This window comes from Sphingobacterium gobiense (assembly GCF_002980575.1).
In the GTDB taxonomy this organism is placed as follows: domain Bacteria; phylum Bacteroidota; class Bacteroidia; order Sphingobacteriales; family Sphingobacteriaceae; genus Sphingobacterium; species Sphingobacterium gobiense.
Window position 1 is genome coordinate 117803 of sequence record NZ_PVBS01000003.1, and the last position, 15516, is coordinate 133318.

Sequence of the window (15516 nt, forward strand, 5' to 3'; positions counted from 1 at the left end):
TATGATGCGAATTTAAAAAAATAGAAAGAAATCTATTGCAGGTTCGTTTAATTAATACCAGATGAAACTAAATAATTAACTATTCATTTAAACCTGACGATCAATGAAACTAAAGCAGTTTAAAATCAGGGATGTCGTAAACAGGAATTGTCTTTTGATAGGTATTCCTTTTATGTCATTAGGTGTTTTGGTAAATACACCATCAGCAACACTTGGTGCTTCTAAATCCTTATCGTTGCATGCCGATGCCTCTTCCGAAAATCCAATGTATTTTCAGCAACAACTGACTGGGCGGGTAACAGATGCCAGCGGTCAATCTCTTTCTGGTGTGGAAGTACGCAATTTAAATACAGACGCCTTTGCGGTGACAGATCAAGAAGGTCGATTCGAACTGAACGGTTCAGCTTCTGACAGATTGCAATTTCGATTGCTTGGATTTAATAATCAGGTGCTCAATGGCGAAGATGTGCAGATGGTTGTGCTCCAATCTTCGGAGACGGCACTGGACGAAGTCGTTGTAGTGGGATATGGAAGCCAGAAAAAAATAAATCTAACAGGTGCGGTGTCAAGTGTACGATTCGACGAAGCTACTGATAGTCGCCCAACGATGAATTTATCGTCCGCTTTGGTCGGTATGAGTTCCGGGTTAAATATCGCGCAAACGTCTGCTGCTCCTGGTGCGGAAGGCTTTAATATAATGGTGCGAGGAATGGGGACAATGAATGATGCTTCGCCTTTAGTGGTTATCGATGGTGTGCCAGGAGCGCTAAACGATGTGAACCCTAATGATGTAGAAAACGTTTCGATTCTTAAGGACGCTTCTTCGGCCGCCATTTACGGATCACGAGCGGCTAATGGTGTTATTTTGGTTACAACCAGACGCGGTAGTGAGGGGAATTTTACGGTCACTTATAACGGGTATATGGGGCAGCAGAATACTGCAAAAGATATTGCATTTATCACCGATATGGCGACGCACATGGAATTGGTAAATGAATCCGAAGGGCGGGATAAATATAGTGTCGATTTAATCGGTCAATGGCGAAAAGAATCGGCTGCCGGTAACCCCTTATATCCGAATACCGATTGGTACGATGAAATGCTAAATAGTTCCTTATTGACAGAGCATAATGTTTCCATGCGAGGAGGCGGTCAAAGAGGAAACTTTGCGATGTCACTGGGATATCTGGATAATAAGGGGGTCATCGATAACTCTACTTATAAAAGGTATAATTTTCGTATCAACGCGGATGCTAAGGTTAAAAATTTCCTGACCTTAGGGGGGAATGTGTTTGGTACCTGGTCTGACAGAGATCCGCTTGATGTAGCCAGTTTTTTTAACAATATACGGAACACGACACCGGGCGTGATTCCTCGTTATGAAGATGGGCGCTACGGAGGTGAAATGTTCCCTGATTTGCCGCCAGGTAACAACCCCCGGGCGTATGTGGATAATATACGGGGAAATTACGAAAGACAGCGTTTAGGGATGAAATTCTTCGGTATTGTTAATTTGCTGAAGAATTTGGAATGGGAGAGTAGTTTTGGTTTTAACTATGGGAATGACCGAAACTGGGAGTACTCAAGACCATACTCCCTTTGGAATTTACAAACCGATTTTCAATATCCACTAAGGCCAGCTATTGACGGTCTGTTCAATGGTAGTCGTAGGGATTACTCTACTGTGTTGAATACTCTTTTGCGCTATACAGAATCCTTTGATGATAGCCATAACCTTTCCGTGTTGTTGGGTTTTGATCAGCAATATAATCGCATGGATCTGTTTAATGCCAGAAAGAATGATGTTTTAGGAGACGACGCCATTTATATCATGGATGCCGCAGCCAATATGGAATATATCAGAGGATCAGGAACAGACGATGCTTTGCAATCTTATTTTGGACGAGTGAATTATGATTACAAAGGTAAATATCTTTTTGAAGCCAATGCCCGTTATGATGGCTCATCCAGATTCTCGCCAGAAAATAGATGGGGATTTTTTCCATCGTTCTCTGCAGGCTGGCGAATATTGGAAGAATCCTTTGCAAGTCCCTTGAAGACCGTGTTTGACGATGTGAAAATAAGAGGTTCATGGGGTTCGCTCGGAAATAATAGAATCGGGGATTATACCTGGCAAGTGGTCTACGGATCTTATCTTTATCCGTTTGGTGGCCAACTCCCACAAGGCGTGGGCCCGGTGGAGCTGGCAAACAGCAGAATCAAATGGGAAACAACCACCATTGCTAATATCGGATTGGATTTGACGATGTTACAAAATAGATTGACATTGACAGCGGAATACTTTGATAAAACAACTTCTGACATTCTAACCAAAATCCCTATTCCATTGATTTTGGGAAATTTTGCGCCGCCATGGCAGAACATTGCCGAAATGAAAAATAGAGGATTGGAATTTCAAGTCGGCTATAGAGGAAACGTTGGTGCGGATCTGTCATACAATGTAAGTGCTAACCTCTCCACCAACAAGAATGAAGTGACAAAATTCAATGGCGACCGATCTATCAGTGGTCCGACCATTACCCAGGAGGGAAACCCTTTCAATAGTTTCTATTTGTTGGAATTTGATAGGATATTACAGGACGAAACAGAAATTCAAGCTTTAATTGATGACGGTTACACGTTCGGCGCGTATGTAGGAGGTCGTCCGCAACCGGGAGATATGCTGTATAAGGATATAAATGGCGATAAGAACTTCAATGAAGAAGATCGCGTCGTGAAAGATTATTCTGCACTCCCCAAGGTCACCTATGGATTAAATTTCGGTGTTGCTTATAAAGGTTTTGACTTGAATGTTGTCGGTCAGGGTATCGGCGGTGTACGGCAGTATTGGGGTAATGACGGTTTTAACACATTTAATATCAATGAAGGCTTCTTGCAGCGTGAAGAAATTCTAAATCGCTGGACGGAGGAAAATAAATCTACGGAATATCCGCGCTTACGTACTTCGGGGTCAGCGTTGAATGCCGTAAACAGCGATTATTGGTTGCATAGCACATCCTTTTTCAGAATTAAGTCATTGCAGTTTGGTTACGCATTGCCAAAAACCACGACATCCAAATTCTCGGTGGATCGGCTAAGGTTATATGCAAATCTGGAAAACTTCTTCACATTTACAAATTTTGAAGGGTACAATCCAGAAAACGCAGCAGTGGCTTATCCGCTCATGAAACAATGGGTAATTGGTTTAAATGTTACATTTTAAAAGAAAAGTCATGATGAAAAAGATATACAATATGATACTGGCAACAATGACTGTTTGTATGCTGGGATCTTGTAGTGATTTTCTGGATAGAAACTCATTGGTCGGCCTATCTGAAGGTGATTTCTGGAAATCGGAGGATGATGCCATTATGGGGGTAAATGCGATCTATCACGCCAACCGTGAATTTGTAAATAGCATCGTTATTTATGGGATGATGGACGACTTTACAGATATCTCCTATCAATCCTGGGCTACTGGGTTGACTACGGGCTTATTTCCTGCTGATGCAGGATTTTATTCCACTTCTTGGGGTATCTTTTATAAAGGTATCTATAGGGCAAATACGGTATTGCAGCAAGTACCATCTATCCAAATGAGCGAAACTACAAAAAATCGCGTATTGGGTGAAGCTACGTTTCTCCGCGGATATTTCTATTTTAAATTATGGGATTATTTTGGAGGTGTGCCTTTATATGATTATCCGATCAATGTCGATCAAGCTTATGAGCCACGTAATACGGATAGAGAAGTATACGAATTTATCGTGAAGGATATGACGAGTGCGTATGAACTATTGCCGGAGAGTTATGATCAGTCCAATAAAGGTCGGGCAACTAAATGGGCGGCATTGGCCATGCGCGGAAAAGCGCATCTATGGGCAAAGGAGTATGAAAAGGCAGCGGCAGATTTCAAATACCTCATGGAAAATAGCGATCGATCATTGCTTCCAGACTACCATACTTTATTCCGCGTAGCGGGCAATAATAATAGTGAAGTTATTTTTGACGTACAATATATCGCCGAACAGGGGCATGGTATCGCAACAGATCGTAACTATGGAAACGCCATGGGGCCAACAAGTGGTTCGCAGCGTACACGACCTACCCCTAAATTGGTCAATGCTTATGAAATGGTAGACGGAACACCGTTTGACTTTGCAAATTTTCAGAATGCAAATGGGGGACCATTCAATCCGAATAATGCCAGTGACTGGCATGACGGAGCATCCGTGCGGAAATTGTTTGAAAATCGTGATCCGCGTATGCATCAAGGGATCGTGGTACCATGGTCGACGTTCGTCGGAAGGGGAGGGGTGGAATATCTCTACCGGTTTCCGGTCGATGGCAACGCTCCGAATGCTTATGTGCCGATCTGGACGAATGGAAGCTATGCTTGGCGAAAATTTGTAGAAACAGGTTCCGTTTATACTTTGCAGGATAATATGCCGCAGAACTTTCCGCTTATCCGTCTGGCAGACGTAATACTTATGTATGCAGAAGCACAAAATGAGGCGTTGGGCTCACCGGATCAAAGCGTATATAATGCGGTAAATGCGGTGCGTAGCCGTCCAAGTGTAGGTATGCCGAATCTACCCGTTGGTTTGACCAAAGAACAAATGCGGGAAAGGATACGGCATGAACGCATGGTGGAGCTATGTGGTGAAGGTCAGCGCTATTCTGATATACGACGCTGGGGCATTGCCAAAGATGTGGTCGATAAGGTATGGATGACGGAATTTACGGGCGTACAAATACGGCAAAGAGGATTTCCGGATCGCTATTATTTATGGCCAATTCCGATTTCAGAGAGAGATCTGAACCCAAGTTTGACGCAAAATCCAGGCTGGGAGTAGAAAACTACTCCCTTTTATTTAATTTTATAAATTCTTGCTGTAAGAAGAATGGTTAGTAGGTTTGTTTTAATATTCCCGTTTCTGCTGTATGTACTGTTGTCTAATGGACAGGAGGAACCTACCACTGTGATTCCTTTGCATAAGGAAAAGGTAAATAAAAAAACCGCAGTTGTTAGAAAAACAGATAAACAACAAGGTGTAACACTTCGTGCGCAGGTTGATGAAGGTTATCCAAATCGACCAGCGGACATAGAGGTAGGTATTATAGTGCCCGAAGCCGGTTGGTATGTATTGGAGACAGACGCTCTCCCTGAAGATATGGAGCGGTTGAAAAAAGAAGATAGCACGGGGAGATTAACACGTTATGCTTATTTCCAATTAGGTTCGACACGGCTTACGAAACGGATTGTCTACGACAGTCATAGAGGCAGTAAACAAGAACTGGGCAGATTTGAGATAACAAACAAAAAGCAAAAATTAAAAATTTGGCTTCCAAATAGCTTGATTTTGAGTACTATCCGTGTGAAGCCATATGTGCCACCTTCCGCACCTCGGGAAGCGGAAGAATATGTGCCTAAGGTACTGCCTAGTAAAGAGAGGCCGAGACTATGGGTGAACAGCGAAAGTTTGCCAATCGTGCGCGAGAGGTTACGGGCGTCAGAACACACGCAAGCTTGGGAGGATATAAAAACGGTTGCCCTGTCACCTTATCCATTTGATGTCGATCCGGAGAAGGAGATATTTTATGACGAGAAGTTGGAGCAGGTGATCGAAAAGAAAGCTTTCTATTATTTAATGACGGAAGATGAAGCCATAGGTAAGGAAGCTGTTGGTTTGATGGCTAAGTATCTGTCGGTTTTGGAGTTTGGGAATGTGCGTTATGGAGATATTACGAGAGAGTTAGGTCGGGCGATTTATACGGGTGCCCTGGTATACGACTGGTGTTATTCGCTTATCGACTTCGATGCTAAAGCTGCTTTAAGAAAAGATTTAATGCGTCTTGTTCGGGATATGGAGATCGGCTGGCCGCCTTTCTATGGGTTGGAAAGTATTATCAATGGGCATGGGAATGAAGCGCAGATCTGTCGGGATATGTTGTCCTGGAGTATAGCGGTATACGATGAGGAACCAGAACACTATAGGTATGTTTCCTATACTGTATTAGAGCAGCTGGTGCCTATGCGTAAATTCGAATACCAATCCCCCAGACATAATCAGGGAATCGATTATGGTGGTTATAGGTTTGGTTGGGAGATGCATGCCGTATGGCTATATTACCGGATGTTGGGGTATTCGGTATTTGACGATAATATCAAGAATATGACCGATTACTGGTTGTATATGCGTACACCGGACGGTAAAATGCTGCGAGATGGCGATATGTTCAATGTGCAATATTCGGATGGTGAAGGGTTCTATTGGAAAAATCCGCAAACCATGTTACTATGCTACGCTTTTTCAGGTGATCGGATCATCAAAGGCGAATTCTATAAGCAAGGAGGTTTGTCAGGTAATCCAGTGTTATTTTTGCTATTGAATGATCCGAATTTAATGCCAGACCACGATTTGACCTCGCTTCCGTTAACAAAAGATTTCGGTAAGATTTTGGGATCTATGATAGCGCGTACAGGCTGGAGTACTGAAAAAGAAAGCGGGAATGTCATTGCAGAGATAAAAGGAGGGGGATATCATTTCGGAAATCATCAACATGCCGATGCGGGAGCATTACAGATATACCATCACGGTATTCAAGTGGGCGATTTAGGACTTTACCTTTCCTATGGTTCTCCCTATGACTTTAATTTTAATAAGCGTTCAGCCGCGCACAGCATGATGTTAGTACGTGATCCCAATGAACCGTTATTGTTCCGTACAAAAACAAATGATGGCGGAACGCGTTTTAGCCAACGTTTTCCACGAACAGTAGATGAGGTTTTGCATGATTCTTGGTACCATACCGGGGAAGTACGTGCATCGGCATTCGGTCCAGATCCTATCCGTCCAAGTTATAGTTTTTTCAATGTCGACTTAACGGCCGCGTATTCAGCAAAAGTCAAATCGTATGGTAAGAGCTTTCTATTCTTGAACCTTAATCGTAAAGACGTTCCTGCTGCTATTATTCTCTTAGATGAATTAGAGACGAACCGTGCAGAATTTGAATCCTATTGGCAAATTAATACATTGGAAAAACCAACGGTCCATCCGACAGGATTTATGTTGACAAGTAAATTTCAAGGTAAATCCGGTACCACTTATGTCGATATGCTAAAACCAAAAGCAACGGACCGTGACGTTATTTTGCATGGTGGCGATTCTTCTGCTTATGTATTTGGGGATCTTTACCAAGTAAAATCGCGTTGGCCGGAGGCAAAGGGTACACGTATTATGGTTCGTCCGAAGAAAAAAAATACACACATTAGTTATGTCACTGTATTTCAAATGGCAGAAGAATCGGAAGCTAAGCTTCCAGTAGAATTTGTGGAAGCGGAAAGTTATTATCTTTTTAAACTTGCCAACCGGATTGTTGTTATGGCAAAAGCTGACCGGTATTTAGATGAATCGATTCAGCTAGTTATTCCCGAAGATCAGGAATATGAAATTATTCTCGTAGGACTAAAACAGGGATTCTGGAATGTAAAAAATACCGTAAAAAATAGTAGCTTTAACCTGAATATTATGAAGGACAATCATACGATCAGTTGGAAGTCAACTGCCGGGATTATTCGACTAGAACCAGTGAGAGAGTATGGAGCTCAGGAAGGAGCGTATTAGTTTGTTGAATAAATTGTATACAATATGAAGGAAGATTCGCTTGCCCACAAGGTCTATACGGAAGTGCGTAAAAAAATCTTGTCAAGTCAATTAGCGGGGGGAGCTCGTTTAGTGGAAAGTGCGTGGGCAGAAAAATTAGCCGTAAGCAGAGTAGCTGTCCGGGAAGCTTTTATGCGGCTGGCCGGAGAAAGTTTGGTGGAGTTCGGAGAAAAGGGGGGGTGTTTTGTAAAAGATATGACCGCTGAAGATGTGAAGGAGATCCGAGAATTGCGAGAGCTGCTCGAAGTCGGGGCTTTAAAACTCCTATTTAAAAAAAAGAACAAGCAGTTGGTGAAGGATTTGGAGTTGATCTGTGACGATTTTACGGATATGGTCAATAAAGGATATTATGGTGGGGCTTGTGAAGCTGATGTGAAGTTTCACGAAAAAATTATGGAGGGTACGGATAATTCTAGATTAATCAATATTTATAAAAACAGTAACATCCCTTTGTTTCATATGAAGTTGGGTGCCATTATGGGACAGATGGAAGACTATAAAGATACGGATACAGAGCACAGGGCATTGGTGGAAGCACTTAAAGCAGGTAATTGGGAAAAAGCGTATAATACACTGGTTCATCATTTAGATAGAGGGGAGCAGGCCGCATTGGAGTGGATGTAATCTTCGAAGGGAAAAAATAAAAAGGCTTGTTGTCACCACAATAAGCCTTTTTTGGTGGTTTCCCATTGCAATAACGTGCCTTTTTCGGCCTCTGTAATGAAAACTCCGTGTTTCCCTAGCGGATCCAAAGCACAATTAGTCGGATTTTTGCCAATTATGTCGATTTCGTTAACAAGCCTTCCATCGGGATGTAATACGGCTATTTTTCCAGAGCCGTATAGGGCAACATACAGCAATCCATTTTGGTCTACTGCTATGCCGTCAGGTCCCACGTCGCCACCGACGTAAACAAACTTTTTAGCCCGATTAACCGTATGTGTATGGGAATTCCAAGTCATTTTCCAAATCCATTTTGTACCTGTTTCTGCTACAAAGAGATGCGCACTATTTCTTCCAAAAGCTAGTCCATTACAATAGAACATTCCAGTATGCACTTTTTTTAAGACACCTTCTTTGGATAAGCAGCAGATGTAGCCCTCTCCGTCTGTAAGATCGCTTCCCGGACAGGTAAAAAGAAGGTTCCCGCTAGGGTCAAAACAGAGATCGTTCGGCATTTTGAGGGGAACCCTCGCTATTTGATGTGCCAGTGTTACACATTCGCCGCTCAAGGGGTCATATTGGCGAATGCTGTTTTGCTTTGCGTCGCAAAACCATACTTTCCCTTGTGGATCGATAGCAATTCCGTTTGGATGGCCGTCCACGAAGATCCGCGAATACTGCTGATGACGATAGTAAACCAGGTTTCCGGCATTTTTTTCGACTAACCACAGCCCGCCTGTTGCATCGAACGCAGGGCCTTCCGGAAAATTTAAACCTTCAATTACTATGTGCATGAAATTATTTTAAAATTTATTTTAAATGTATACAAAAATATCATAAATTAGTATACATAAAAAATAAGGATTGATATTATGTTTTCACTAACTTAAATCATATTTATTGACATCATAAATTGTCCAATTATAAAAAATAATAATAGTAAAGAGTAAAATGAGCATGCTAGAAAATGAAAAATCGTCCGCCATCCTGCGGAAAAATTCAGAATGGATACCGGGAGGGGTAGTGTCTTTAAACCGGAAATCTGATCCGAATATTTGTTTTGTAAAAGGATTGGGCAGTAAAGTAACAGATATTGATGGGAACAGTTACATCGATTATCAAGCGGGATTTGCCGCTTCTTTTTTGGGGCACAATGATCCAGATGTAAATGCAGCGGTGTTAAAAACACTGCAAGAGCACCAGGTATTGATGGGAGCGGGGCCTACCTTGTTAGAAGGAGAGTTTGCCGAGCTTTTTTGCTCTTCAGTGCCCAATGCGGCGAGTATGCAAATAACAACCACGGGCTCCGAAGCGACCTATCATGCTATACGAATTGCCCGGGCGGTTACTGGCAGGGATCATGTTATTGTGATGCAAGGCGGTTACAATGGGTGGCACAACGATGTCGCCTGTAATGTTATCAGCCGAAAAGAAGATGTAGGTCCTATGCGTATAGGAGAGGAGTATCCTTTCGACGCGTTGAGTGCCGGCGTACCTAAAAATCACAGTGATTTAATCCATGTGGTTAATTTTAACGACTTAGAGAGCATTCGCAATGTCATTGGAAAACATGAAGTTGCCTGTGTACTTTTGGAACCTATTCTTCAGAATGTAGGGATTGTAAAGCCGCTTGCTGGCTATCTGGAAGGACTTCGGGAAATGGCAGACGAACTCGGGTTTTTATTGATTTTTGACGAGGTGAAAACCGGATTCAGACATGCACTTGGAGGTTACCAGTCTTTATGTGGCGTTGAGCCTGATCTTTCGACATTTGGGAAAGCGGTGGCGAATGGCTATCCTTTAGGTGTCATTGCCGGTAAAAAGGAGTATATGGATTATTTTGTCCATCCGGATAAGGAAAAACGGGTGATGATTGCGGGTACTTTTAATGCCTTTCCGTTGACCACTGCTGCGGCAATAGCTACGCTACGAAAACTTGGTAGTGCGGCGCATCAGGTCTATGCACATGTAGAACGGTTGGGAGAGCAATTAGAAGCGGGTTATAACGAAATATTTCCTAAATTGGGCATACCGTTTTATGTAGCCCGTCAAGGCTCTGCTTTTTGTACATATTTTATGGACCACGCACCTGTCAATTTTCACGATATTTTAGATCATCACAATTTTGAACTGGATTTGCGATACCGTAAAAAATTGATTCAAGAGGGTATATTTAATTTCCCTTCGGCGATTAAGCAAGGAAGTATATCCTTTGCCCATACAGCAGATGATATTAACAGAACGTTGGAAGCAACTGAACGTGTCATTAAAAACTTATAGCGAACGATGAAAATTACAGCAATTGAAACGCTAGTATGTCATGCCCGCATGCGAAATTGGATTTTTGTTAAGGTCATGACAGACCAACCTGGATTATGGGGTTGGGGAGAGGCTACGTTAGAATGGCACACCCAAAGTGTGGTCGGCGCAATTAAAGATTTATCACAACTATTAATCGGCGAAGACCCGCGACGTATCGAGCATTTATGGCAAATGATGTACCGTCAGCATTTTTGGCATGGCAACGGGGTTGTTCGGGGAACTGCCATCAGCGGAATTGATATTGCCCTATGGGATATTTTGGGTAAGATTCACAACGTGCCTTGTCATGAACTGTGGGGTGGACGCGTACGTGATTATATCAGGCTCTATTGTCATTTGGGCGGAGGACGTATGGAAGATTTTTACGAAACTGCGCCAGATGATGCGAAGCGATTTGGTGACCTGGCACTTCAGGCAGTGGAGGAAGGATTTACAGCCTTTAAATCGATGGCCGTACCTGAAACCATGTCGTTGGAAGGGCTCCGTCCGATTAAGTATGCTGAGGCTTGCGTTGGAGCAATGCGAGAGGCCGTTGGGGATGATATCGATATTATGGTGGATTGCCACGCCCGCCCAAGCCCACGGATGGGATTGCAGTTTGCGAAAGCATTAGAGCCTTATGGCTTGTATTTCTTTGAAGAGCCATGTTGGCCGGAAACGATGGAAGATATCTCACTCATACAGCGAGCGGTGAGCACACCCATCGCGTCGGGTGAACGGTTAATAGGTGTCCACGCGTTTCGGGACATGTTGGAAAAACGTGCCGTCAGTGTCATTCAACCAGATATCACGCATTGTGGCGGACTTTCTGAAGCCCGTAAGATTGGTGCGTTAGCTGAAGCATATCGTGTTTCTATGGCACCACACAATCCGCAAGGACCTGTTAGTACGGCAGCGTCGATAGAGTTGGGCTTTGCTACGCCTTCTTATATTATATGTGAAAGTGTACATAAGGATGTAGAGTGGCGTCAAGATGTGGTTTCCGAAGGGTTTACCGTGCAGGGAAAAGGCCGTATTGTATTACCTAACAAGAAACCGGGGCTAGGTATCGAGATCAATGAGGAAGAAGTGAAAAAACATCCTTTCCAACAAGAGATTTTGCAGCGTACTTTTTATAAGGATGGAAGTGTAGGCGATTGGTAAACTTAAGATATGCAGGAATATAAGAATAAAGTAATCGTAATCAGTGGCGGTTTAGGTGATATCGGTCAAGCGCTAGCGCTAGCGTTTTTAGATAGCGGAGCAATAGTTTGTGCTGGGGATCAATTCGATCTCTCGACGGCCTATGAGAAATGGACATTGCTGGCGTCTTCGACAGCAAACCTGCATTATGAACAAGTCGATGTAACCAATCCCAATCAGGTAGATGCTTGGTTATCAAATTGCCGGGAACGTTTCGGGGCGATATCCATCTGTATTCCAAATGCCGCCCGCGTCACGCTTAAAGATTATCGAGTACTGGAGCATGAAGAATGGAAAGCGGAGATGGAGGTTAATCTCCACGGCTCCTTTTTTATGGCAAATACTTGTGCTAAATACTTTGTGGAAGACAACATATCGGGCAATATTGTGTTTTTGGGAAGTTGGGCGGCTCACGCGGTTCATAAAAATCTTCCTGCATATAGTGTTTCAAAAGCAGCTATTCGCATGCTGTGCCAATCCATGGCACTGGAATATGCGCCATATGGTATCCGGGTGAATGAAATTGCACCGGGTTATGTAAATGCGGGGCTAAGTAAAGTCGTTTGGGCTGAAAACCCTGATTTACACGAAAAAGCAGTGGCTACCGTTCCCTTGCGTACGATATTGGAAGCCAATGAAATTGCGCAGCAAGTATTATGGATGTGTTCGTCACATTGTAAACATTTGACAGGTGCATCCATCGTATTGGATGGTGGACTATCCTTAATCAGACCCTAATATGATAGCAAAGAAAGACAGTTTACGGGATGTTTACGCTGGCCTAGGAGCACGATTTGGATTGGGGACACGGAATATAACACCTCCTATTGGTATTTATACACGAAATTGGGGCGCAGCAAAATTTGACCAAGCCATCGGAATACATCAAGAACTTTTGATGCAATGCTTATATACCGAGTCGGCGGAAGGGCAGGTAGCTATTGTCTTGACCGCAGATCTCGGTTGGTGGAAAAATGCAGATGATGAGAAGCGACTTCGACAGGCATTACTGGCGCGTTTTAACTTGGAAGAGACGGATTTGATACTGGCACTTTCGCACACGCATGCCGGACCAAGTATTTGTTCGACGGACGAGGACCGGCCAGGAGGAGCTTTTATCGCACCTTATCTTGATTTTTTAAAAGACGAGGCAATTGCCTGCATAGCAGAAGCGAAGTTAGCGATATTTGATGGCCGACTGACTTGGGGATATGGTGTTTGTGATTTAGCGTGTAATCGTGATCTGCAGGTTGGAGACGACTACTTGATTGGTTTCAATCCCATCGAAAAGCCGGACCATACATTGTTGGTAGGGCAATTACGTGATACTTCCAATATCTTGCGAGGGGTAATCTGTAATTATGCTTGCCATCCAACAAGCTTTGCACATGAAAACGAATTGCTATCACCGGATTTTGTGGGCGAGTTACGGGTAACGATCGAGCGGGATCTCCATGTGCCCTGTCTCTTTTTGCAAGGTGCTTCCGGAGATCTTGCACCAAAAAAACAATATGTCAAGGACCCAAAACTTGTGGAAGCGAACGGCAGGCAGTTGGGGTATGCTGTGCTGGCGACGTTGACACAAATGGGTAATGGAGAACAGAATTGGGTGTATGATAAAGCACTGATTTCCGGTGCACCTCTAGCCTGTTGGAAATTCAAAGATGAACATACCCCTGTCGATTTTAAGAAAGTAGTCTTACAAGTGCAAGTGCCTTATAAAAAGTTGGGTAGCGCAGCGTCGATCTTGGCGGAATATCAGCAATGTAAGGATAGGGTATTAAAAGATAGGCTTTGGCGAAAATACAACACCAGAAAAACGATAGGCGATCAACCGACGGCAAAGATACCCGTTTGGATCTGGAAAATGGGTAATGCCATTTTGGTGGCACAGGCAAATGAAGCCTATTCCGTTTACCAGATGGAAATAAGAAAAGCATTCCCTAATCACTGTATTGCCTTTGTCAATATCGCAAATGGTTATGTAGGTTACCTCGCGCCGAAAGAGTTGTATGAAAAAGATATTTACGCGGTATGGCAGAGTCCCTACGACTGCGGTAGTTTGGAAATATTGATAGAAGAAACACAAAAAGCAATCTTAAAACTGCTAGCGTATGAAACTGGAATGGATTGACATCACCATATTTGTTGTATATATTGTCGGTATCGTATTGTTGGGGTTGTATGCTTCGAAACATGCCTCCACTTCAAAACGGGATTACTTTTTAGCAGGAGACAAACTCCCCTGGTGGATGATCGGAGGCAGTATTATCGCAGCAAATATTAGTAGTCACCATCTAGTAGGGGCGATGGGGGCCGCTTATAGCCGCGGATTTGTGGCCATTACGTTGGAATGGGGAGCGATATTGATCGGTTTTAACGCCTTATTGTGGGTATTTTTGCCTTTTTATATTCGAAATGGGTTTTATACGATTCCCGAATATCTAGAAAAACGATTCGGAAATGCGACACGTGTTTTATATGCTATTTTAATCCTGTTTACGTACGTATTTGTCGAGATCGGAGCGGTACTTTATCTAGGCGGGCTTTCGCTACACGCCCTGTTTGGGATCCCTATTCTACATAGTATTTTCGGAATGGCCGTTTTAACGGGGTTATACACGGTATTGGGAGGCTTGCGAGCAGTGATCTGGACAGAGATGGTGCAGCTTGTGATATTGGTGCTTGGTGGGGTTGTGCTCACGTTTGCGACGATAAATGCCGCCGGAGGGTTTCAGACGGTAGTAGAATCGTCACAAGATTGGAAGATGTTTTATCCCGCTTCCGATCCGGATTTCCCGTGGACCATGTATCTAGGCGGGCTACTGTGTATCAGCATATTTTATTGTGCAACAAACCAATTTATTGTACAGCGTGTGTTGGCAGCGAAAAATGAGTGGCATGGAAAAATGGGAGTCATCTTTGGGGATTATCTTAAATTCCTAGTGCCTTTAATTATTACTATTCCCGCGCTGGTCGCACCTAAATTCTTACCACCGCTCGATCAGCCGGATTTGCTGTTTGCTACATTGGTAGAAACCCTGTTGCCAAAGGGATTGGTAGGACTGGTGATGGCCGGATTAATATCGGCAATCATGTCGCACATTTCAGGAGCCATAAATTCATGCACGACGATATTGACAGTAGATGTTTATAATCAATACATAAACAAAAATGCGACAGACGCAGAAGCTGTGCGATTTGGCAAACGTTCGGGTGTGGCTATTATCGTATTGGGGATCTTAAGTGCCGTTATCCTGATTGGCTATTCAGACAAACCGGTATTCCTGTATCTCATGAATCTATATGGACTTTTTACCCCGGGTATCGCGACGATGTTCCTCATGGGTGTATTCTGGAAACGCACAACTTCTCAGGGCGCATTAGCTGCCGGGTTGTTGACAATACCTTTATCATTGGCAATGGAATTTGCATTCCCCGATATGCCTTTTTTTAATAGAACGGGTATTGTATTTTGGGCATGCATGATGACATGCGTTGTCGTTAGTTTATTTACCCCGGCCGTTTCAAAGGCACGCTTACATCACTTGGTGCTAACGAAAGGGAGCTTTCAGCTTTCCGAAGTCGAAAAGATACAGAACCGCGGAGTGCGTAATCCGACACTTTGGTGGTTAATCATCACAGTATTGGTACTGTATTTTTATGTTAGATATTTTTAGAC

Annotated in this window: 10 protein-coding genes; 9 read left to right on the forward strand and 1 reads right to left on the reverse strand. The window is 43.3% G+C overall.

All coding sequences use genetic code 11. The features are described from left to right. Window positions 1-103: 103 nt before the first annotated feature. From C5749_RS15585 to C5749_RS15600, 4 genes are read left to right on the forward strand one after another with little or no spacing between them, the layout of a single operon-like run. A complete protein-coding gene (locus C5749_RS15585; RefSeq protein ID WP_105727165.1) occupies window positions 104-3223 on the forward strand; it encodes a SusC/RagA family TonB-linked outer membrane protein in 3120 nt (1039 codons plus the stop codon). Window positions 3224-3233: 10 nt separating this feature from the next. Further along, window positions 3234-4856, forward strand: coding sequence for a RagB/SusD family nutrient uptake outer membrane protein (locus C5749_RS15590; RefSeq protein WP_181151486.1), 1623 nt, complete (start codon window positions 3234-3236; stop codon window positions 4854-4856). A 48-nt stretch (window positions 4857-4904) separates the two neighbouring features. Continuing rightward, window positions 4905-7628: a hypothetical protein gene (locus tag C5749_RS15595; protein WP_105727167.1), complete on the forward strand. Its 2724-nt coding sequence runs from the start codon at window positions 4905-4907 to the stop codon at window positions 7626-7628. Window positions 7629-7652: 24 nt separating this feature from the next. Continuing rightward, a complete protein-coding gene (locus C5749_RS15600; protein ID WP_105727168.1) occupies window positions 7653-8291 on the forward strand; it encodes a GntR family transcriptional regulator in 639 nt (212 codons plus the stop codon). Window positions 8292-8323: 32 nt separating this feature from the next. On the opposite strand, the gene C5749_RS15605 is transcribed toward C5749_RS15600, so the two are convergent. After that, entirely contained in the window at window positions 8324-9124 is an 801-nt protein-coding gene (locus C5749_RS15605; protein WP_105727169.1) for an SMP-30/gluconolactonase/LRE family protein, read from the reverse strand. A gap of 157 nt (window positions 9125-9281) precedes the next feature. On the opposite strand from C5749_RS15605, the gene C5749_RS15610 reads away from it, so the two are divergent. Genes C5749_RS15610 through C5749_RS15630 form a run of 5 tightly spaced genes read left to right on the forward strand, consistent with a single transcriptional unit; the run spans window position 9282 to window position 15514 of the window. After that, a complete protein-coding gene (locus C5749_RS15610; protein ID WP_105727170.1) occupies window positions 9282-10610 on the forward strand; it encodes an aspartate aminotransferase family protein in 1329 nt (442 codons plus the stop codon). Between the two features lie 6 nt (window positions 10611-10616). Then, complete coding sequence (gene dgoD / locus C5749_RS15615; protein WP_105727171.1) at window positions 10617-11795, forward strand: galactonate dehydratase; 1179 nt, start codon at window positions 10617-10619, stop codon at window positions 11793-11795. Between the two features lie 9 nt (window positions 11796-11804). Further along, window positions 11805-12572: an SDR family NAD(P)-dependent oxidoreductase gene (locus C5749_RS15620; protein WP_105727172.1), complete on the forward strand. Its 768-nt coding sequence runs from the start codon at window positions 11805-11807 to the stop codon at window positions 12570-12572. 1 nt (window position 12573) lies between these two features. Continuing rightward, window positions 12574-13968, forward strand: coding sequence for a hypothetical protein (locus C5749_RS15625; RefSeq protein WP_105727173.1), 1395 nt, complete (start codon window positions 12574-12576; stop codon window positions 13966-13968). Then, complete coding sequence (locus C5749_RS15630) at window positions 13949-15514, forward strand: SLC5 family protein (RefSeq protein ID WP_105727174.1); 1566 nt, start codon at window positions 13949-13951, stop codon at window positions 15512-15514. Before C5749_RS15625 ends, C5749_RS15630 begins: the two co-directional genes overlap by 20 nt. Window positions 15515-15516: the final 2 nt, after the last annotated feature.

What these genes read in the sequence shown, in the direction of transcription:
- C5749_RS15585 (WP_105727165.1), top strand. Translation starts at nt 104, where the DNA reads ATGAAACTAAAGCAGTTTAAAATCAGGGATGTCGTAAACAGGAATTGT.
- C5749_RS15590 (WP_181151486.1), top strand. Translation starts at nt 3,234, where the DNA reads ATGATGAAAAAGATATACAATATGATACTGGCAACAATGACTGTTTGT.
- C5749_RS15595 (WP_105727167.1), top strand. Translation starts at nt 4,905, where the DNA reads ATGGTTAGTAGGTTTGTTTTAATATTCCCGTTTCTGCTGTATGTACTG.
- C5749_RS15600 (WP_105727168.1), top strand. Translation starts at nt 7,653, where the DNA reads ATGAAGGAAGATTCGCTTGCCCACAAGGTCTATACGGAAGTGCGTAAA.
- C5749_RS15605 (WP_105727169.1), bottom strand. Translation starts at nt 9,124, where the DNA reads ATGCACATAGTAATTGAAGGTTTAAATTTTCCGGAAGGCCCTGCGTTC.
- C5749_RS15610 (WP_105727170.1), top strand. Translation starts at nt 9,282, where the DNA reads ATGAGCATGCTAGAAAATGAAAAATCGTCCGCCATCCTGCGGAAAAAT.
- dgoD (WP_105727171.1), top strand. Translation starts at nt 10,617, where the DNA reads ATGAAAATTACAGCAATTGAAACGCTAGTATGTCATGCCCGCATGCGA.
- C5749_RS15620 (WP_105727172.1), top strand. Translation starts at nt 11,805, where the DNA reads ATGCAGGAATATAAGAATAAAGTAATCGTAATCAGTGGCGGTTTAGGT.
- C5749_RS15625 (WP_105727173.1), top strand. Translation starts at nt 12,574, where the DNA reads ATGATAGCAAAGAAAGACAGTTTACGGGATGTTTACGCTGGCCTAGGA.
- C5749_RS15630 (WP_105727174.1), top strand. Translation starts at nt 13,949, where the DNA reads ATGAAACTGGAATGGATTGACATCACCATATTTGTTGTATATATTGTC.